Raw genomic sequence first — 21628 nt, forward strand, 5'->3', positions numbered from 1 at the left:
TATGATCTTAGAATGAAGCTGTTTGCTGGTATCATTAATTCCGAGCTTAAATTATGACTTTTGCAAGAGGTCTAATACCGTTAGCAAAACCACTGCAAAGTGGAACAAAGCGAGGGTTAAGCATATACTTAACTAATGATGACAGTGATACTGTTGTTAGGCACAATAGTTACTCTATTTAGAAAAATAAATAACTCAAATTATTTTTAATAATTACCTTCAATGATTACTAGGAGAGACTATGAAAAACATGACTTCATTAGCTATGGCTGCCACACTAGCTGTTGGTACGCTTGCCGGTTGCCAAACCACTCCTGGCGTTACTGCTCCTACTGCTCAGCCGCTAACCGTTGATGCATTAGAAGCCTATAACTGGCAGTTAGTTGATGCTAAGCGCGTAAATGGCGAAAAAGTAACTCAGCTGTTTACTATGCCAAATAATCCGCTGACTTTGAACTTTTTTAAAGACAACGGCAACCAGCGCGTCAGCTTTATGAATACCTGTAATAACATCGGTGGCACTTATCACATCGTCAATAATAATGTACAGCTAGTCAACGTCATCAGCACTATGAAGGCCTGCCCTGAACCACAAGCTAGCTTTGATACTGCTACTATGGCGACGGTACAAGGCAAGTATAGCCTAAATAAAAATGCGAACAATGTACCTATCTTGACCATTCGTAATGACAATCAAGTGGCGCATTTTAAAGCCGTTGCTAAGTAGAGATGTTTTTAGTTTTGATCGGTTAATAATAAAATATAAGACCGATACTAACGCAAGATGACATTGATACAGTCAATAAAGAACGCCTTACTTTTTAAGTAAGGCGTTTTTTTAAAGAGAATTAACGATTATATAAAGTAAGCTTGTGATGGAAAGTATTAAACTATAAAGTTATTCAATGGGTTAAAAAACACTTTAGAATTATGAATAAGCAGCGGTTAATATATAATCACTATCTCAAAATTAGACTCTTGTTGTAGCTTGTTGTAGGCTGGCGCTTTTAGCTCAGCGTCATAGATAGTAAAAGGCACCATCATGGCACATAAAAAAGTAAACCTACCACAAAAAACCTGCCCCGTCTGCCAACGCCCTTTTACCTGGCGCAAGAAGTGGGAAAAGGATTGGGACAATGTGGTGTATTGTTCGGAACGGTGTCGAAGAAATAAAGATAAGTAGGGTGACGTTAGACTTGTCAAATTCTCGTAGAGAATGCAGACAAGGCGTAACCCACTGATTGTGTATTATGCTAAATTTAGATGGTGGGTTACGCTCCGCTAACCCACCCTACGCTACTAAATGGTAAGTGACCAACTCTACGCAACCTAACCAAAACTAAAACAAAAGAATACCCTCACATTTCTTATCGAGACAGGCTCAAAAAGTAGAGGAGGCAGTACTGTTGGAGATATTTTAGCTTATTTAGCATTTAAAAGTAGATATACTTTGCAAAACAATTGCTTGGATATATTGACTTATATACAGTTCTGAGTCTGTTATTAATTAGTATAGCAAATACAGGCAGACTTATAAATCACTAAAAGTTAAGGAAAGACGGCATGAGTTTAATTGAAGATACTTACACTAAGGCTAGATTTTTTAAATGTGCATTACAGGTTAATCCAGCTAGCTACATTAAATATCGAGGTCAAGAACATCAGATTTCAGAAAGTGAATATAATAGTCAATTACTAAATGCAGCAATTGAGTTTGGTATAAAGGTAATTGGATTAGCAGACCATGGTTCCGTTTCAGGTATAGATGACATCAGAAATTTATTCAATGATAATGGAATAATAGTATTTCCAGGGTTTGAAATTGCTTCAAGTGAAAAGGTTCATTTTGTATGCTTATTTGATGAAAGAATATCAACACATCAGCTTACCATGCATCTAGGAGCATTACGTATTAATAGTAACAACCCCGCAGCACCAGTTGATTTATCCGCTAGTGATATTATCAAATATGTAAAGAATAATGAGGGTTTCATTTTTGCAGCTCATTGCACTAATGATGACGGTGTTCTGAAAAAGCGTATGAATAATATTTGGCGAAATTCAGATTTATTAGCTGCTCAGATTCCAGGCTCTATTGAAGACCTAAGAGGTGTTGAAGATGATTTTTATCGCAAAGTGTTTCTTAATAAAATTGTAGATTACAGTCGAACTCGTATGATGACAGCAATAAATTCAGCTGATGTCTCTAAACCAGAAGAAATTAAGGCTAATGGGGCTTCTTTTTTAGTTAAGATGACTAAACCGAGTTTTTCAGCATTCAAGCTTGCCTTTTTAGACCCTGAATCAAGAATAAAGTTGCATTCAGATAAATCAGAAAATTATGCATCAGCTATTGAAAATATCAAACTCGTAAGTGGTTATCTAGATGGTGTGAATATTAATTTATCAGAGCATTTAAATGCAGTGATTGGAGGAAGAGGGACTGGCAAATCTACCTTTTTAGAATGCATTCGCTATGCTTTCGAGTTAGAGCCATTTGGTAAAGCAGCAAAAGCACAGCACAAGGCTATTATCGACAATAATCTTGGCAATGAGAAGGGATTAATCGAAATCACAATTCGCTCAGCAGCCATGAATGGACGTAGATTTAAAATTATTAGGAAGTATGGAGATAAATCGGTTGTTCAAGATGAAAACGGAAATATTACACCTTATCATCCTATTGATTTATTTCCAAAAATTGAACTGTATGGTCAAAATGAAATCTATGAAATGACTCGAGATGAACAGAATCGAAATAAATTAGTTAGAAGGTTTTTGGAGGATGGTCATTCAGAATACAATAAATCTGTTGATGAGGTATTGGATAAACTCAAGTTAAATCGAGAGTTAATAGTTTTACAAGTTAGTAAAAAAAATGATATCGAATCAGAAGTTGAGCAACTTCCAAAGCTTCTAGCACAAGTAAAGCAATATCAGGACTTAGGTATAGATGAAAAAATAGAAGTAATTTCTAAGTTAGAGAAGGAAAAACTATTAGATAGGAAGGTTAATAACGGTTTAGAGAAGATTAGGATATTGACTGAAGACTTTAAAGGTAGTTTATTAGATACAGATATTCTGAATGACGAAGCTTTAAAAGATTTACCACATCATAAAATTTTAGAAAGAGAACGCAATTTGTTTGATAAACTTAACTCTTCAATTAGTGGGCACTTGAATGAAATTAATACTTTAATAGAAAAGGCGTATGAAGAACTACAAGAAGCTAGGAAAGAGCATCATCAGGAGATAGGTGTAAAGGAAGAAGAGTTAGATAAAACTTTTAAAAGTATACCTACAAGCCAAGGAAAAACAGGACAACAGATAGGAAGTGAATACCAAAGACTATTGAGGGAAATAGAGTCTATAAAACCAAAAAAAGAAGAATTAGAAAAAATTATTTCACAAATTAATGCTTTAAATGAAGAGCGTGAGCAACTGCTATTAGAGCTTAGTCAAAAAACAAGTGATAGAGCTAGCCAAATTCAAAAAGCGGTAAAAAAACTAAACAAAAAATTATCAAAAAAAGTTCAATTAAATTTAATTTCTGAAGGTGATAGGCAGGTTTTGGTAGAATTTTTGCTCAACTGTGATATGGAAGGTGTTAGAGAGAGACGGCTTGAATGGGTAGGTAATCAGTCTTTTACACCTAATAATTTAGTGAAAACAATTAGACAAGGTTCAGATGAACTAATAGATAAATTTAGCGTTTCTCCAATAGTAGCGAGTGCATTATGCCGTATTTCAAGTAATAAACTCCTAGAATTAGAAGAAATAATTATCCCTGATAAAACAACGATAGAACTCAACGTAGCATTTGATAATGAAGGCAAAGATATAGATTTTCGTTCTATTGAAAACCTTTCTACTGGTCAACAATGTACAGCAGTGTTACATCTTTTACTGTTAGATAATCAAGACCCATTAATTCTAGACCAACCGGAGGATAATTTAGATAACGCTTTTATTGCCGATCGAATAGTAACTGAGCTTCGTGAAGCCAAACTAAGTAGACAGTTTTTGTTTGCAACTCACAACGCTAATATTCCAGTATTTGGCGACGCAGAATGGATTGGGGTTCTCAGTGTAGAAGACAATAAGGGGAAAATTTTATTAGAACAACAAGGTGCAATTGATGTACCTCAAGTTAAAGAGCTAGCAGCTAAAATATTAGAAGGGGGTCAAGGAGCATTCGATAAGCGTCGGGAGAAATATGGTTTTGACTAAGGTGGATTTTCGTATTAGGTAGTTATAAACTATAGCATCTTTTATTTGTGGCAAATAGAGTAACCCTACCATAGCGAGGCTTTTTAGCCCCGATTGTCGCGAATATCCTGACGGGCTAGGCGATTGCGGTAGCTAGGTTTTGAGGTGGTCTCGAGGCAACAGGAACGACTCAAACTGTGCTACCGCCTCGCCTAGACTGGCAGATAGAAGCAAAAAGCGGGAACGGCTATAAAAACCAATCCCGCCTCAAAAACACGCTAAAAAAATTCAACAACATCCCTACAAATTCGGATTCAACCACTTCTCAGCCGTCTTTATATCCCACTCTTTACGTTTGGCATAATCCTCTAACTGATCTCGGCCTATTTTACCGACGTTAAAGTACTCACTCTCCGGGTGCGAATAATAAAAGCCGCTGACCGAAGACGCCGGCCACATTGCAAAGCTTTCGGTGAGCGTTGTACCGATAGCGCTGGTCGTACCGAGCCAATCAAACAATTTGCCTTTTTCGGTATGCTCAGGGCAAGCCGGATAGCCAGGCGCTGGGCGGATGCCAACGTATTTTTCTTTAATCAGCTCATCATTGGTGAGAGTCTCATCAGCCTGATAGCCCCAGTAGTCTTTACGGATGCGCTCATGCAAATGCTCGGCAAAGGCTTCGGCGAGGCGATCAGACAGCGCTTGTACCATGATGGCATTATAATCATCGCCTGCCGCTTTGTACTGCTCAGCGAGGTCTTCAGTACCGACGATCGACACCGTAAAGCCGCCGATATAATCGTCAGAGTCCTGTAACGGCGAGATAAAGTCGGCGAGGCTAAAGTTTGGCTTGCCGCTGGCTTTGTCCGACTGTTGGCGCAGATGTTCAAAGGTATGCGTAGGTTGGCCACCATCTGTAGGCGATTTGTCATAAACGCTAATCGTATCTGCGCCAGTGCGGCGGGCGGGCATGAGTTTAAACACCCCTTTAGCAATGATTAACTTTTCATCAATCATTTTTTGCATCAGGTTCTTGGCGTTATCGAACAGATCACGCGCGGCTTCACCAACGACCTCATCTTGCAAGATTTTTGGATACTTACCTGCTAGACCCCAAGAGATAAAGAACGGCGTCCAGTCGATATAAGGGAGCAGCTTATCGATAGGGTAGTCGTCCAATATCACCTGACCGAGCTGATTCGGTACAGGCGGTGTATAGTTGTCCCAATCGTATTGAAAACCACCCTCAACTGATTCAGCATAAGTCAGCTTCGCCGCTTTGGGTTGACGCTTCGCGAGACGCTCGCGCACTTTGATATACTCTTCGCGGGTCTCATCGATGAGACTTTGACGGTTGTCTTTGGAGAGCAGCTTAGTCACCACGCCAACCGAGCGCGAGGCGTCCGCCACGTAGATGACTGCATCATTATTATATTGCGGCTCGACTTTGACCGCGGTATGGGCTTTGGAGGTTGTTGCGCCGCCAATCATTAACGGCAGGTTCATACCGCGCTCTTGCATTTGCTTAGCGACATAGACCATCTCATCGAGACTCGGGGTAATCAGTCCTGATAGGCCGATGATATCGACTTTCTCTTTGATAGCGGTATCGAGAATGGTCTCGCACGGCACCATCACGCCCAGATCAAGGATGTCATAGCCATTACAGCCGAGGACCACGCCGACGATGTTTTTACCGATATCATGGACGTCGCCCTTGACCGTCGCCATGAGGATTTTACCTTTGGTTTCGCCCTCGACTTTTTCCGCTTCGATGTACGGGTTGAGCCAAGCAACAGACTGCTTCATGACGCGTGCTGACTTAACCACTTGCGGCAAAAACATTTTACCCGAGCCAAATAAATCACCGACGATATTCATACCGTCCATCAAAGGCCCTTCGATAACGTCGAGTGGTTTGGGGTATTTCTCCCATGCTTCTTTGGTATCGGCTTCGATAAAGGTGGTGATGCCTTTGACCAGTGCATGGGCAATGCGCTCTTCTACCGTGCCTTCGCGCCAGCTCATATCGACGGTGCTGTCTTTTTTCTTACCGCCATCTTGATAGCTCTCAGCAATGGTCATCAAGCGTTCGGTGGCATCTTGGCCACTCTCACCTTGATTGCGATTGAGCATGACATCCTCAATCGCCTCGCGTGCCTCGACAGGGATGTCGTCATAGACTTCTAGCATTGAGGGGTTGACGATACCCATGGTTAGACCGTTTTGAATGGCGTGGTAGAGAAAGACCGAGTTGATGGCTTCGCGAATCGGGTTACCACGGAAGCTAAACGAGACGTTAGAGACGCCGCCTGACACCATAGCATTAGGCAGGTTGTCCGTGATCCATTTCGTCGCATTAATAAAGTCAGCGCCGTAGTTATTGTGCTCGGTGATACCGGTGGCGACCGCAAAGATATTGGGGTCAAAGATGATGTCCTCAGACGGGAAGCCAACTTCGTTGACCAGTACGTCATAGCTACGCTGACAGATCTGGATTTTGCGCTCATAAGTATCCGCTTGACCGTCCTCATCGAAGGCCATGACGATGACCGCCGCGCCGTAACGCATACACAGCTTGGCATGACGCACGAACTCATCGTAGCCTTCCTTTAAGGAGATGGAGTTGACCACGCATTTGCCTTGCGCGCGCTTGAGGCCTTCTTCGATAATATCCCATTTTGACGAGTCAAGCATCAAGGGTACGCGGCTGATATCCGGCTCACCCGAAACTAAGTTGACAAAATGAATCATCGCTTGTTTGGAGTCGAGCATGCCCTCGTCCATATTGATATCGACGATCTGCGCACCGCCCTCGACCTGATCGCGCGCGACATCGAGCGCCTCGGTATAGGCTTCGGTTTTAATCAAACGCAGAAACTTCTTGGAGCCTGTGACATTGGTACGCTCACCGACGTTGACGAACAAGCTATCAGGCGTGATATTAAATGGCTCAAGCCCTGAGAGTCGGCAGGCAGGCGCAATCTCTGGGATGGCTCGCGGCGGATAGTTTGCAACCATATTAGCGATTTGACGGATATGCTCAGGCGTCGTCCCGCAGCAGCCGCCAACGATGTTTAAGATTCCCGCTTTGGCAAAGCCTTCTAATAGCGCCGTAGTTTCTTCAGCGGTCTCATCATATTCACCAAACTCATTGGGCAGCCCCGCGTTTGGATGCGCAGAGACGTAAGTATCAGCAATGTTCGATAGCGTTTGAATGTGCGGGCGCAGTGCATCGGCACCGAGTGCACAGTTAAAGCCAACTGATAGCGGCTTGGCATGACGTACTGAGTTATAAAACGCCTCAGCCGTTTGGCCAGATAGTGTACGACCTGAGGCATCAGTAATGGTGCCCGATATCATAATCGGCAGCTCAAAACCAATATCATCAAAGACGCCCGTAATGGCAAAGATTGCCGCTTTGGCATTGAGCGTATCAAATACCGTCTCAATCAAGATAATATCGATGCCGCCTTCAATGAGTGCCAATGTCGCTTCACGATAATTATCGACGAGCTGATCAAAGGTCACGTTACGGTAAGCAGGGTCGTTAACGTCAGGCGATAGCGAACAAGTGCGTGAAGTGGGGCCGATGACGCCGGCGACAAAGCGCGGCTTATCAGGGTTCTTCGCGGTAAAGGTATCCGCAGCCTTGCGTGCTATCTGCGCTGCGGTCTTGTTCAGCTCTGGCACCAGATATTCCATATCGTAGTCGGCCATCGATAGCCGTGTACCATTAAAGCTATTGGTCTCAATAATATCAGCGCCAGCGGCTAGGTGGTCATGATGGATATCGGTAATCATCTGCGGCTGACTCAGTACGAGCAGATCGTTATTACCGCGCACATCTTGCTCGATATCGGCAAAACGCTCACCGCGATAATCTTCTTCTTCCAATTTGTAAGTCTGAATCTGCGTGCCCATCGCACCATCAAGCATCAAGATACGCTTGGTCATCTCAGCTTCGATACGCGCGCGAGCCGTGAGCTGTTGGTCTTTATAAGGGAATACTTCAGGCGGTGTTAGCACAAAATCATTAGTCGTGGTTTTTGAAGTCATAGGAGAAGCACTTATATCATGAAGTCTAAAAGAAAAGAGTAGCGGTCTAATAAAAGTAAATGTAGGTATATTAACATGAAAAGTAAACCACTCATGGATCACTTAAGCGCAGTTTCTATGACTTTAATTGTCTAAGGAGTCAATAAAAAGATATAGGTGCCTGTTTCGTTCAACTGTCTCTCAAGGTATTCGCTAGATAAGCGAGTGCTAAATAAAACGGTTTTGAATAGATATTATTTCGACTCTTGATATTGTTTTTCAATATTAATGGTTATGTCGACAAAATTTCATAATGAAATGAGCGCTTTAGCATCTGCCTAAAAATTGAGCAAAAATTACACTGGCATTACAAAAAGTAGCGTAACAACAGATTTATACAGAAATTCTATATGTTAATTTAATTTCAGAAGGATTGTTCTTACATAAGGTTTTCTTATAAATCAGCCACCATTAGATCTTTGATTCTAATTTTGTTTCTGATTTAGTTGCTAGGACATTTTATGACAGTGCACCTTTTACTAAAGCAAGCCAACTCCTAGCTGTTAGGAGATACTTCACAATTAAAGGATATAATTATGAAAATGACTAAACTAGTAACTATTGGTGCGCTAGCAGTATCTATGGCAGGTCTTTCGGCCTGTAATAACATTATGCCAGCCAAAACTGCTCCCATGAAAGCGCCTGTAACTACGCAAAATATGGCAAAAATGAATGTTGTACAAGTGGCTCAGAGCGACGCTAACTTCTCGATACTTGTAGAAGCGGTGCAAGCAGCAGGGCTAGCAGGTATGTTATCTGACCCTAATGCTAACTATACGGTATTTGCTCCAACCAATGCCGCTTTTGCGCAAGCACTAGCAGAGACTGGTATGACTAAAGCTCAGCTATTTGCCAATAAGCCATTACTAAAAAAGATATTAGCTTACCATGTGGTCAGCAGTGATATGCCTATGTATGCCAAAAACGTTATGCCAGGCAATGTTACGACCGCCAGTAACGATACGCTAGTCGTTACCCCGCAAAAAATGCTAATGGATGAAAACGGTCGTATGGCGACTATTATTAAGACTGATATCGCAGCAACGAATGGTGTGGTACATGTCATCGATAAAGTGCTACTGCCAAAATAAGCGGTTTACCCGAACCGTTTAACGTAAGCGCTGATTTTTATAATTGGCCTAGTTTAACCGCCGATGAACCTTGGTAAGGTCATTACTTCAGGTTCATCATTAGTATTTAATAACCAAATACGTGAGAGCTGTATTCTTTTACTAAGTTGGCGGTTATCTGTAAGTCGATTGGATTTTTAGATATAAAACGACAATACCGACAATAAGCCTAAACTTCATATCATTACCTATACCTGCACATCATTACCTATACATAGTACTGGCCATTTGATGTGTTACTCTCAAACTTGAATTGCTATCGTTAATTAAGACAGCAAGAATTTATGCAATCAGTTATGTTTAGTCATGAACGTTATTCATAGCACCACTTATATACTAATTAGAAAGGATACTATTATGTTAAAGAAGACACTACTATCTCTAGCGGTCGCCACTTCTGCTTTGACGCTAGCAGCCTGTAACGACACAGAAACGGTTGCCGATCCAGTAGAGCCAGAAGTGACTACGACTGAAGTCACTGAAACAGAGGTGATGGTTGATCCTGCTGCTGAAACCGATCCAATGGTTACTGAAGATCCCATGATGGACACCATGGCGACTCAGTCCATTGCGGAAATCGCAGCAGATAACGAGAACTTAACCATTCTCACCGCCGCCTTACAGTCAGCAGGCTTAGATACTATGCTGATGGACGCAGGGGAGTATACGGTATTTGCACCTACTGATGATGCTTTTGTACCAGTACTAGATGCGTTAGGCGTTACCAAAGAAGAGCTATTAGCGAATACTGAGTTATTAAACGAAGTACTTCCTTATCACGTTGTCCCTATGGTAGTTACTGCTACTGAAATCCCGTATGGTACGGATATCGAGACTGCTAATGGTGAGACAATCTCTATCAGCGACGCTAACATTATCACTGATGCGACGGGTAATACAGCAAATATCACTGGAACTGATATCATGGCGACTAATGGTGTGGTCCATACTATCGATACAGTACTTATGCCTGAATAGTCTCTAGCAGACCTTAAGCAAATTTTTATAGTGTAACTGTATTTAAAGAAGTCGTTTAAAGAAGCTATTTGAAAAAGCTCAGCCTCAAAGGCTGAGCTTTTTTGTGTGTTAATTAAGAAAAAAATAAAAAGTAGACATAAAAAAACTCGCAACCTAAGCTGCGAGTTTCTATAAATAGGACGTTTATTCTTTCTTAAAGCGGTCTTTGATTAGAGTCTAAACTCTAGGATCTTTACGCAGACCTGCTTCTTGGTTTTTTAATGCCACTTCAGCGGCATGACGATCTTCCCAATAAGTTGCGTTTTTGATACCGAACTTCTTAGGATCAAAGACAAATCTATTAGCAGTCGTACCACCACCTGCTTTGAGCTGAGCCTCGTAATCACGCAGGATATCGATAGCAGGACGCGCCACAAAGAAGATAATGATAATACCAACGATGTTGAGCCAAGCCATCAGACCAACGCCGACATCGCCAAGTCCCCAGATGAAACCAGAGCTGTTAAGCGCGCCGTAAGCAACCATGAACATGATAACTAGCTTGACCACGAATTGACCGGTTTTACTAGCGCCTTTACCCATAGAGCGGGTGAGGAAAGAGATATTAACCTCAGCGATGTAGTAGTAAGCCAGAATAGTAGTAAAGGCGAAGAAGAATACCGCAACAGCAATGAAGGTATCACCGAAAGTACCGTAGACTGACTCCATTGCCATCTGAGTAAATGATGGCGAGCTTATCTCAACGTCAGCTGCGACGTTTTGTACGATGAACTGACCATCAGCCAACTCACCTTGAATGTTGTACATACCGGTAGATAAGATCATAAAGGCAGTAGCAGAACAAACGAGCAAGGTGTCGACATAGACTGAGAATGCCTGTACCAAGCCCTGCTGCGCTGGATGGTCAACCGCTGCAGCTGATGCTGCGTGTGGGCCTGTACCCTGACCGGCTTCGTTCGAGTAAATACCGCGCTTCACGCCCCAACCGATAGCAGCACCAAAACCAGCTTGTGCGGTAAAGGCATCACCGATGATCATACCGAATACTTGCGGGATCATGCTAAAGTTAGTGAACATAATAAGTAGCGCTAGGATGATATACCCTAAAGCCATAAAAGGAACTGCGTATTCAGTAAAGGTTGCAATACGCTTGATACCACCAAAGATGATAAAGCCTAGAACCACTAGAATGATAGCTAAAGCGATTAGACGAGTGGAGCCTGTGTCTATGCCCATAAAGTTCATCGCTGAACCTTCGCCTGCGACCTGTGCGACAGCATTAATAACGCCGTTTGCCTGTACGCCTGGTAGGAACACCCCACAAGCGACAATAGAAGCAATGGCGAATAAAATACCGTACCATTTCTGGCCAAGTGCGCGCTCAAAGTAGTAAGCGGGACCACCGCGATACTCGCCAGTGACGACGTCGCGCTCTTTATAAATCTGACCTAAAGTAGACTCGACATAAGCCGTTGATGCGCCCAAGAAGGCGACAATCCACATCCAGAATACCGCACCTGGGCCACCGAAACCGATAGCGGCTGCAACCCCGGCGATGTTACCCATACCGACGCGGCCTGCTAGTGAGACGGCTAGTGCCTGAAACGATGAAATACCATCATTATCAGGTTTACCCTTAAACAATAGTCTTAACATCTCGCCGAATAAACGCACTTGCACAAAGCGCGTCATTATAGAATAAAAAAGCCCGGCGCCTAGGCATAAATATACCAGCGCTGGGCTCCAAATAATGTCATTTGCTAAACCAACTAAACTTTCCATATCTATATTCCTCAAACGTCCTCAGTAGCGTATCGATAATGATAGAAGCCGCAGCGTGATACAAGCTATCTTGGGCTTCTATTGAACGTCCTACTGAGTATGAGTTTTTTGTGTTTACCCGCGCGGCTCATCGCTTCATTCCATGAATACTTTTTTGTAACGTTCCAACAAACCATGAGCTACGGTGCAATTCCATTTGCCGTCTTAGTCATTACACGATAGTAATATCTTTATGTCATAATGACTTAAAAAATATCATAGGATAGTTTTTTAAAACATTATGCTAAGTCGATAATGAGTTTATTAGTACTGACAGTTAGCGTAATAACGATATGCCAAAAGCAGACTTTGTAACAGACTATCTCTATCTAGTATTAAATCTACTACTAAATGTATGCTAACCGTACGGCTGCGTAACAGCAATTTGCCATATTTTTTGGTAAATTACTAGATATTTCTTACCTCATAACCTTTTTTTTGCCTATATAAATTAAAAGGCAATTTAAGTTTAGTTTTAGTATTAGAATGATATGAAGGTTGTCGAATAAAGATTTTGATTTCTTGCAAGGTAGGCAGTTACTAGTTTGCGGTTGTGTTTTGGTAACGGTCAATTGTAAAACCGCTATGATGTTGCCATCATTAGCAGCATAGACTTAGGCTTCCTACATACCGCCTTAAGAAACGCTATATGTAGCGGTCTATAAGTTTGACTCATTATGAGATTATTATTTGGAGATATATCAATGGCACGACAATCTATTACTAAACCCTTATCTTTTGTTAAACCCTTATTATTGTCAGCGGTATTAGCGACCTCAGCGGTGAGTCTAAGCGGTTGTGGTTATAACAATCTGCAATCACAAGATGAGCAAGTTACTGCTTCTTGGTCAGAGGTGGTCAACCAATATCAGCGCCGTGACGATCTGGTGCCAAACTTGGTCAATGTGGTCAAGCAGTATGCTGAGCAAGAGCAGGAGGTCTTCACACAAGTGGCGCAGGCGCGCTCACAAGCGGGCGGAATCACCGTGACGCCAGAGCTGCTTAATGACCCAGAAGCAATGGAACGTTATGCAGAAGCCCAGTCGCAGATGACCGGCGCACTATCACGTCTTATGGCAGTGTCCGAGCGCTATCCGGATTTAAAGTCTGATGCACTATTCCAAGACCTACAAGCGCAGTTAGAAGGTACGGAGAATCGTATCGCGGTTGCGCGTAATCGTTATATCCAGGAAGTGCAAGTCTATAATACGACCGTGCGCCAGTTCCCGACCAATATTACGGCTAAAGTGTTCGGCATGGAGACTAAGCCGAACTTTACGGTAGCTAATGAAGACGCTATCTCTACTGCGCCTGAAGTTGATTTTGGTGAATAGTTTTTAGCAGGTCATTATTTGAAAAAAACATTAGGTAAGATAGATCAGATGAGTAACTCTAGAGCAATCGTAACCGCCGTATTATTGGCCCTTAGCACCGCGAGCACTTCTGCGCTGTCTGCCGCGCAGAATGAGGTCGCTGTGGCTAGCGCTGACGGGGATGTGCAGAATCAACGCAGCGTTGAAGACTTAGTCGCTATTGCAAAAGCGGGTGAGTCCAATGAAGCGATCAATGATGCGGTGCTCGGTAATGAGGCGATCAACGACGCTATATTAGGTAATGATGCTATCAACCCTAATGCTAATAGCAATGCCGCTAATCCAAATCAAGCGAACAATCAGCCGCCTATACGCTCTACTGCTACCGGCGTTGATGCAGATAAGCTTATTCTCAACAGTCCAGTCGTCGATCAAGCTAATATCCTAAATCCCCAACAAAAACAGCGTCTAGAGGCACAGTTGCAAGGCATCTATCGTCAGGGGCTTGCGCAAGCGGCTATTGTTATTGTACCAACGACTGGCGGCGTACCTATCTTCGACTACTCTTTGCAAGCCGCTGAAAAATGGCAATTGGGCGAGGCTGATACCGATGATGGACTTTTGATACTAGTGGCGGTGAACGATCGTGATATGTATATTCAGTCGGGTTATGGGTTAGAAGGAGTACTACCAGATGCTGCTCTTAACCGTATCATTCGTGAAGATATCACCCCTTACTTTAAGCAAAACGATTATGGCGCTGGACTACTAGCGGGCTTAGATAAAATCGAACAGCGCCTAACTGCCGATCCAGAGATCTTGGCCCGCGCCGATGCGCAAGCAGAAGCGCGCCGCGCTGAGCAAGGTTCAGATGAGGTGCCATCGCCTATTTTTTTATTCCTTATGGCGATGATATTCGGTAGCTTTATTACTAATATATTTGGCCGTGTGCTCGGCTCTATTCTGACCGCGGGCGGGTTTTTTGCCGGTTCTTTGGCTTTAGGCGGCGGTTTCTTTATGACCGTCATTATGGCTATATTTATATGGCTATTCTTAATCTCTCGCGGCTCAGGCGGCGGTGGCCGTGGTGGACGCGGCGGCGGCGGCGGTATGATATTCTTACCCGGTCTTGGCGGTGGTAGCGGCGGCTTCGGCGGCGGTGGTTTTGGTGGCGGCGGCTTCGGCGGTGGCGGTGGCGGCTTCGGTGGCGGCGGCGCTGGCGGCTCTTGGTAGCCTGCGCGCTATTCATCTAGCCGCGCCTAATTCCTAATTGAGTCAGTATTTATTTATAGAGCAATAGTATATTTGAGGATAAACAAGCATGGTCCAAGATAACTCGTCGCAGGCAAGTTTCGCTCGCTTATGGCGTCAGGTCGCATTTGTACCCGTGCTACATAGTAGGTGGTTGACGCCTGAAGCTCGTGCACGTCTGACGGCGAAAGTAACTGAAGCTGAGATCGGTCATCGCGGTGAGGTATTCTTGATTATAGAAAATGCCTTACCAATACAGTCCGCTTATCATATGGATGCGCGTGCGCGTGCTGTAGACCTCTTCAGCGACTACCGCGTTTGGGATACCGAAGAGAACACTGGCGTCTTAGTCTATGTCAACATCTGTGAGCAAAGCTTAGATATCATTGCTGATCGCGGTATCAGTGCTCATGTTAGCCCAACTGTGTGGCGAGCGATGTGTGATAAGGCGGTCGCCGGTATCGCTAGTAAAAAAGTCGAGGAGAGTCTAGCCGATTTGCTTGATGAGATTGGGCAGCTGCTGCGCCAATACTACCATCTCGAGCATGACCCTGCTGGTAATGAGCTATCCGATGGAGTAGTTTTTTTGAAGTAAGGCATCAATATTAGAACGTATAAAAGAGCGCAGAGTAAAGGTAAAACAATGATTGAGCTGATAAAAAAACTACCAAAAGCGGAGCTGCATTTACATATCGAAGGTTCGCTTGAGCCAGAGTTGATGTTTAGGCTAGCGAAGAAGAATGACGTGACTATTCCTTATGAGACTGTAGATGAGGTACGCGCCGCTTATAACTTTAGCGATTTGCAGAGCTTTTTAGATATTTATTATGCTGGGGCTAAGGTGTTAATTACGGAAGAGGATTTTTATGATCTGACTTGGGCTTATATGCTGCAGTGCGTGGAAAATAATATTGTTCATACTGAGATATTTTTCGATCCGCAAACCCATACCGAAAGAGGTATTGAGTTTGCAACGGTCATCGGTGGTATCAAAAGAGCGCTTAGCGATGCCAAGGAGCAGTACGGTATTACCGCCGCTATTATCATGTGCTTTTTGCGGCATTTGTCTGAACAAGAAGCCTTTGAGACCTTCGAGCAAGCCTTAGCGTACAAAGACGATATCATCGGTGTCGGTCTCGACTCAGCTGAGATAGGTAACCCGCCGGCCAAGTTTGAAGCGGTATTCAAACGCGCCAAAGCAGAAGGCTTCAAGCTTGTTGCTCATGCTGGTGAGGAAGCGGACTTTAGCTACATCAATGAGGCTCTAGACTTACTAGCGATTGAGCGAATCGATCACGGCGTACAATCGATCAATAGCCCAGAGCTGATGCAGCGTCTAAAACAAGAGCAAATACCGCTTACTGTCTGCCCGAATTCTAATATTGAGCTTAAGGTATTTGACGATTATCCGCAGCACAATATCAAGGAGCTGCTCGATTATGGCCTAAATGTCAGTGTCAACTCTGACGATCCGGCTTATTTTAAAGGCTATATTAATCAAAACTTTATTAATCTTTATGAGCATATCGACTTGTCGGCAGACGACATGATAACTTTAGTCAAAAACTCCTTTAAATCGGCATTTATCAGCGAGGAGCTAAAGCAAGCGTATCTAGATAAAGTAGATGCTGCTGTGAGTAGTTAACAACGCTTATAGCAAATCATACTTAGCTTGTGTCTTGATACGCTACTTATCTGTTTTGTCTGTTAGTTGATTAATCAATACTGGCATTACTGCGCCTGCTTTAGCTGCTAGTGTGATGTCGACTACCGTGCTTGGCGTAGGGTTGGGATTGACCTCGATGATCTTGGCACCGTTTTGCTTCGCCAATTGCGCAAGACCTGCAGCTGGATAGACGAGGCTTGAGGTACCGATACTTATAAAGACATCGCAATTCGCTGCCGCCTCTTCAGCCATTTGCCAAGCAGCAACCGGTAGCGCCTCATCAAACCAGACGATATCAGGGCGAATATAACTGCCGCAGTGAGGGCAAGTGATGAGCTGCTCATCAAAATCAAGCGGCTTGTCTTTGGCATTATCCTCATAAACGCTATCGCACTGGCTACAGCGATTTTTCCACAGATGACCATGCAAATGAATAGCGTCGCTGCCTGCTTGCTCATGTAAGTCATCAACGTTTTGGGTGATTAAGGTAATATGCTGACCTAATGATGAGCTTGCGGCTTGCCACTGCGCTAAGGCTTGATGCGCGGGGTTGGGCGCTTTATCATGCACCAACTGCCGACGCCACTGATACCACGACCAGACCAGCTTAGGATCGCGCGCAAACGCGATAGGACTGGCTAGATCTTCGGCGCGAAACTTCTCCCATAAGCCGGTTTGCTTATCGCGAAAGGTTGGGATACCGCTTTCGGCTGAGATACCCGCACCAGTCAAAATACAAACGCGCTTGGCGGACTGCAATAATTGCGCCGCTTGTTCAACTTGTCCTATTAACTCCGCTGATAATTCTGCTACCATAACTGAACCCTCATTCTCTAGCGTTTACTCGTCTAAACTCAATTCAATAACGATGGATGTCTCCCTTTATGATAGACGGAATATGGTGGCTTGTCATACTCGTAAGTGTAGTCGTTGGACTATGGCTACTGGCCAAGGCGCGTGGTGCCAAAGCGGCGAATGGCGCCAGTACTAATGAGCTACCCAAGAACGACCCACTGCAAAAGACTGCAGCCTTAGTCAAAAGGATTTTTCCTGAGTATCAAGTCAGCCGCAAAGCCAAGCATCTACTCATCAGCCGTCAAGGTAAAAAAGTCGCGATGATTACTATTGATAAGAGTCTTGCTGCCGGTGCGCGCAGATTAGGTGAAGTGCCGATTATGAATTATCACCGCGTGCCTAGTCGCGATGTGTTGACGGCTCATTTAGCAGACGCAGAGTAGAGCAAGTCCAGTTTTAGCGATAACTCAACCTAGCTCTTTTTATAAGCTCCATAATTTACTTGCTTTACTAACTAATTATTAGTTATATTTTAATATTTCTATACAATGAAGATTAAATAAAATATATTAGAGTGACAGGGCGCCTTTGCTCTATATAAAGAGAGTTCTTTATGAGTACTATTCGCTTTTTCTCGTATTCGCTTGCAGTGTTTAGTTTGATTACTTTACTAGCTGCTATTCTTATTATCAGAGTCGTTTATTAAAAATAACGAAGTAACAAGACAAGCAATGCCTTGAGTAAAAACATATGAACACAGCAACAGTAAACCGATATATTTTGTATGATTAATAATAAGACTAAAAGCCTTTAAGATGGCTTTTTTTATGCCTATAAATCGTGCAGTCTTGAGCGCATCTGATGCGACTTGCAACGACGTTATACTTAGACGTTATGCTTAAATAATAAGCGCAGTTGTCTTATGTTTGCTGCTATTTTACAGCGATAGAATCTTGGTTTAAGTGATACTAGAGCTAGAGATTGCACTGAACTATAAGCGGAATGCTTAATAGTGATACGTATTAGAGGCTTATTGATAGTACTGAGGGATTTACTATAAAGAAAAGCGTCAGCCGTTAAGCCAAAAGCGCAATCTTAGGAAGGGCGAAATACGATGATTGGTGCGCTCGGCGGGAATCGAACCCACGACCCTCGGCTTCGGAAACCGATACTCTATCCAACTGAGCTACGAGCGCTTGTCTAAAAATAAAGACCGCTTAGTCTAACAAATAAAAGCAGCAAAGCCAACGATTGATGCGGCGCTTTATGCTTTTTTGCGAAAAAACAGTATAGTCAGTAAACAGGCATGGCAATTTACCCGCCTTTTCCCTTATAATGTTAGGGAGAATTCATACTGATAAATAATCACCGATGACAAGTGCGCCTGCATATAGAATAATCATGCCTGCTGCCCAACAGCGAACTCGAGAATTATCAAAGTTATGCTGTCATAAGGGTAAGGCGTCAGCTATTCAACGCCGCCACTTGTCTACGTAATAAGAGAACGTGACGAATGAGAAAAGTAGTGATGTTATCGGCAGCTGCCATTCTAGGAATCGCTAGTATCGCTGTGAGCCAAGCTGAAGAAATAGTGGATACGCCTGTAAGCGTCTCTGATGTAGAAGAAGCGCAGGAAGTGGTAGAAAACGCACCGCAAGTATTGGGTGATGACACCCAAGCAGCAGCTGATACCACCGAAGAAGTGGCTGAGGGTGATGCGGCAATGGCTGAGGACGACACGGCGGCTGACGAAACGGCGCAAGCGGCAGCGACCCCTGCTGTTGAAGAAGAGCCAATCCCTGAAGATACACCGCAAGTACAAAAGCTAATCGCGTTATACCCAAATCTCATTGCTCGTATTCAGCCTGTCGGCAACATCTGCTATGAAGGCGAGACTTGTAACGTTACGACTCGCGCTGCTACCCCTGCAGCAGGTGACGGCCCTCGTGATGGTGCAACGGTCTACAATGCCGTATGCCAGACTTGTCACGCATCTGGCCTATTAGGCTCGCCTATGTTAGGTGATGCTGGTGCTTGGGGACCGCGTATCGCCAAAGGTGAAGCGACTTTATATGATCATGCCATCAACGGCTTTAATGCTATGCCTGCTAAAGGTGGTGCTTCTATCCCTGACGAAGAAGTCGAAAACGCAGTGGATTATATGATTGCCGAAGCAAGTTAAGCTGCTGTAACGCTATTATATAAGTGATTCTTAACCAGTAACCAACTTACAATTAATCAGCAGTCGTTTTTTGAATGAGCGTCTATTTCATAAGTTGAGATAGGCGTTTTTTTAACGCGTAATATTGCAAGTTTGGCAATGATTAAATTTATTAATACTGTAGTTAAGACTTTCCCCTTAAAACTCAGTTGAAATACCTGTAGATTAGCCTCACTTAGACAGCTTGCAGCAATGATGATAAAGCAATCTTATAGAAATACAAAAACGTCATAAACCATTTATAGAATCAATAAAGAGGTCTTCATGTCTGAGGTACCAGCACTTGAGATTAAAAACTTGTCCAAGACTTATGATAATGGCTTTTCAGCTCTAAAAGGGGCCAATCTGACTGTGCCGCAAGGTGGGTTTTTTGCGTTGCTTGGGCCTAATGGTGCTGGCAAGTCGACGATGATTGGTATTATCAGCTCACTGTTTAAGCCAACGACCGGCAGTGTAGAGATCTTTGGCACCGATTTATTAGCCAATCCTTCAGTCGCTAAGCAGTACCTTGGCGTGGTGCCGCAAGAGTTTAATTTCAATATGTTTGAAAAAGTTGGCGATATCTTGATCACCCAAGCAGGCTACTTCGGTATACCAGCGAGCGAAGCTAAGCCGCGTGCCAAACGCTTGCTAACAGCTTTGGGATTATGGGATAAACGCGGTAGTAAAGCGCGTGAGCTCTCAGGGGGTATGAAGCGGCGTTTGATGATTGCTCGCGCGCTGATTCATAAGCCAAAGCTGTTAATTCTTGATGAGCCGACAGCGGGTGTCGATATTGAGCTGCGCCGCTCTATGTGGGAATTTATGCAGCAGATCAACGTTGAAGAAAACACCACGATTATTTTGACTACGCATTATCTAGAGGAAGCGGAACAGCTGTGTAAGCGTATCGCTATCTTAGATCATGGTGAAATACGCATTAACACTGAGATGAAAGACTTACTCGGGCAACTATCAGTTGAGACCTTTGTCTTAGACTTAACAAAACCGCTGACAGAGTCTTTGGTTATTGAGCAAGTCACTGATATTGCGCAGCCCGATGAGATGACTTTGGAGGTCACCTTAACCCAAGGCGAGACTCTGAACTGTGTGTTTGAGCAGTTAACAGAGCGCGATATTGATGTCGCCAGTATGCGTAATAAGTCGAACCGATTAGAAGAGCTATTTATGCGTTTGGTGGAGCAAAATATTCAGAGTGCAAATAGTATGAAGGAGGCAGGACTATGAGAGAGCCCGTCGTTGTAGATCCGAATGAGTCTATGTCTTGGAGCAAAAAATGGATCGCTTTTAAGACCATCTTATTAAAAGAGATCCGCCGCATCTTGCGTATTTGGCCGCAGACTCTATTACCTCCTGTCATCACTATGACTCTATACTTTATCATCTTTGGGCGCATGATTGGCGATCGAGTGGGCGAGATGGGCGGCGTGCCTTATATGCAGTTCATCGTCCCGGGCCTTATCATGATGGCGGTGATTACCAATAGCTATTCAAACGTCGTCTCAAGCTTTTTTAGTGCTAAGTTTACTGCCAGTATCGAAGAGCTACTGGTATCGCCGGTTTCTAAACATGCGATTCTGACGGGTTATGTCAGCGGCGGTATCTTTCGCGGGCTAGTGATTGCCTTTATTGTCTCTATCGTGGCGCTGTTCTTTACCGATTTGGGGATTGAGCATTTATTTGTCACTATCTTTACGGTACTTGGCACGTCTATCTTATTCTCGTTAGGCGGCTTTATTAACGCGGTATTTGCGCGCTCGTTCGATGATATCTCTATCATTCCAAGCTTTGTATTGACGCCATTGACCTTTTTGGGTGGGGTGTTTTATTCGATGGAAGATTTGTCGAGCTTTTGGCAAAACGTCTCGCTATTGAACCCGATTGTCTATATGGTCAACTCATTCCGTTACGGTATCTTGGGTTACTCTGACGTCAACGTTTGGTATTCGATGGCGGCTATTTTTGTCTTTTGCGTAGTGTTCTATGTCATCTCTTATCGCTTGCTCAGTGACGGCTCGCGGATTCGCTTGTAGCTTGAGTTACGATAGTTCGTTTTTAATTAGTCACGTTTAGGGCGTGTTGAACATTCGCAAATAGGCACTGCTGATCGCTAAAATTGTTCCAGACAAGGCACAAAGCGACGATA

16 protein-coding genes and 1 tRNA gene are annotated in these 21628 nt (G+C 43.6%); 13 read left to right on the forward strand and 4 right to left on the reverse strand.

The genetic code is table 11. The features are described from left to right. Positions 1–241: 241 nt before the first annotated feature. From AAEY83_RS11720 to AAEY83_RS11730, 3 genes are all read left to right on the forward strand, one after another. A complete protein-coding gene (locus AAEY83_RS11720; RefSeq protein ID WP_025644491.1) occupies positions 242–727 on the forward strand; it encodes an META domain-containing protein in 486 nt (161 codons plus the stop codon). Positions 728–1042: 315 nt separating this feature from the next. Beyond that, positions 1043–1183, forward strand: coding sequence for a DUF2256 domain-containing protein (locus tag AAEY83_RS11725; RefSeq protein ID WP_084212605.1), 141 nt, complete (start codon positions 1043–1045; stop codon positions 1181–1183). 380 nt (positions 1184–1563) lie between these two features. Continuing rightward, positions 1564–4230, forward strand: coding sequence for a TrlF family AAA-like ATPase (locus AAEY83_RS11730; protein WP_037058732.1), 2667 nt, complete (start codon positions 1564–1566; stop codon positions 4228–4230). A gap of 279 nt (positions 4231–4509) precedes the next feature. Here the strand turns inward: AAEY83_RS11730 and metH are convergent, their stop codons facing one another. Next, positions 4510–8166, reverse strand: coding sequence for a methionine synthase (metH, locus tag AAEY83_RS11735; RefSeq protein ID WP_037058748.1), 3657 nt, complete (start codon positions 8164–8166; stop codon positions 4510–4512). A 677-nt stretch (positions 8167–8843) separates the two neighbouring features. Here metH and AAEY83_RS11740 point away from each other — a divergent pair. Continuing rightward, the gene (locus AAEY83_RS11740; protein ID WP_025644486.1) at positions 8844–9398 is read left to right on the forward strand and encodes a fasciclin domain-containing protein; all 555 of its coding nucleotides are present in this window, start codon (positions 8844–8846) and stop codon (positions 9396–9398) included. 396 nt (positions 9399–9794) lie between these two features. After that, the gene (locus tag AAEY83_RS11745) at positions 9795–10415 is read left to right on the forward strand and encodes a fasciclin domain-containing protein (RefSeq protein ID WP_025644484.1); all 621 of its coding nucleotides are present in this window, start codon (positions 9795–9797) and stop codon (positions 10413–10415) included. A 216-nt stretch (positions 10416–10631) separates the two neighbouring features. Here the strand turns inward: AAEY83_RS11745 and AAEY83_RS11750 are convergent, their stop codons facing one another. Beyond that, the gene (locus tag AAEY83_RS11750; RefSeq protein WP_025644481.1) at positions 10632–12197 is read right to left on the reverse strand and encodes an alanine/glycine:cation symporter family protein; all 1566 of its coding nucleotides are present in this window, start codon (positions 12195–12197) and stop codon (positions 10632–10634) included. Between the two features lie 743 nt (positions 12198–12940). On the opposite strand from AAEY83_RS11750, the gene AAEY83_RS11755 reads away from it, so the two are divergent. From AAEY83_RS11755 to AAEY83_RS11770, 4 genes are all read left to right on the forward strand, one after another. Next, positions 12941–13570 carry a LemA family protein gene (locus tag AAEY83_RS11755; protein WP_025644476.1) on the forward strand — a complete coding sequence of 210 codons (630 nt, stop codon included), beginning with the start codon at positions 12941–12943 and terminating at the stop codon, positions 13568–13570. 48 nt (positions 13571–13618) lie between these two features. Beyond that, positions 13619–14782, forward strand: coding sequence for a TPM domain-containing protein (locus tag AAEY83_RS11760; protein WP_025644475.1), 1164 nt, complete (start codon positions 13619–13621; stop codon positions 14780–14782). An 88-nt stretch (positions 14783–14870) separates the two neighbouring features. Next, complete coding sequence (locus tag AAEY83_RS11765; protein ID WP_025644474.1) at positions 14871–15395, forward strand: TPM domain-containing protein; 525 nt, start codon at positions 14871–14873, stop codon at positions 15393–15395. Positions 15396–15443: 48 nt separating this feature from the next. Continuing rightward, positions 15444–16445: an adenosine deaminase gene (locus tag AAEY83_RS11770; protein WP_025644473.1), complete on the forward strand. Its 1002-nt coding sequence runs from the start codon at positions 15444–15446 to the stop codon at positions 16443–16445. 42 nt (positions 16446–16487) lie between these two features. Here the strand turns inward: AAEY83_RS11770 and AAEY83_RS11775 are convergent, their stop codons facing one another. Then, entirely contained in the window at positions 16488–17282 is a 795-nt protein-coding gene (locus tag AAEY83_RS11775) for an SIR2 family NAD-dependent protein deacylase (RefSeq protein ID WP_025644472.1), read from the reverse strand. 68 nt (positions 17283–17350) lie between these two features. Between AAEY83_RS11775 and AAEY83_RS11780 the strand changes: the two genes are divergently transcribed. Continuing rightward, positions 17351–17704, forward strand: a complete 354-nt coding sequence (locus tag AAEY83_RS11780; protein WP_025644471.1) for a hypothetical protein — start codon at positions 17351–17353, stop codon at positions 17702–17704. A 676-nt stretch (positions 17705–18380) separates the two neighbouring features. Here the strand turns inward: AAEY83_RS11780 and AAEY83_RS11785 are convergent. Next, a tRNA-Arg gene (locus AAEY83_RS11785) sits at positions 18381–18457 on the reverse strand. A 332-nt stretch (positions 18458–18789) separates the two neighbouring features. Between AAEY83_RS11785 and AAEY83_RS11790 the strand changes: the two genes are divergently transcribed. The 3 genes from AAEY83_RS11790 (at position 18790) to AAEY83_RS11800 (ending at position 21515) form a co-directional block, all read left to right on the forward strand. Continuing rightward, entirely contained in the window at positions 18790–19443 is a 654-nt protein-coding gene (locus AAEY83_RS11790) for a c-type cytochrome (RefSeq protein WP_300315600.1), read from the forward strand. Between the two features lie 303 nt (positions 19444–19746). Beyond that, the gene (locus AAEY83_RS11795) at positions 19747–20709 is read left to right on the forward strand and encodes an ABC transporter ATP-binding protein (RefSeq protein WP_025644467.1); all 963 of its coding nucleotides are present in this window, start codon (positions 19747–19749) and stop codon (positions 20707–20709) included. 32 nt (positions 20710–20741) lie between these two features. Next, entirely contained in the window at positions 20742–21515 is a 774-nt protein-coding gene (locus AAEY83_RS11800; protein ID WP_025644465.1) for an ABC transporter permease, read from the forward strand. The last annotated feature ends 113 nt before the right edge of the window (positions 21516–21628 follow it).

Origin of the sequence: Psychrobacter sp. TB20-MNA-CIBAN-0197, from assembly GCF_040309765.1 — a bacterium.
In the GTDB taxonomy this organism is placed as follows: Bacteria; Pseudomonadota; Gammaproteobacteria; order Pseudomonadales; family Moraxellaceae; genus Psychrobacter; species Psychrobacter submarinus.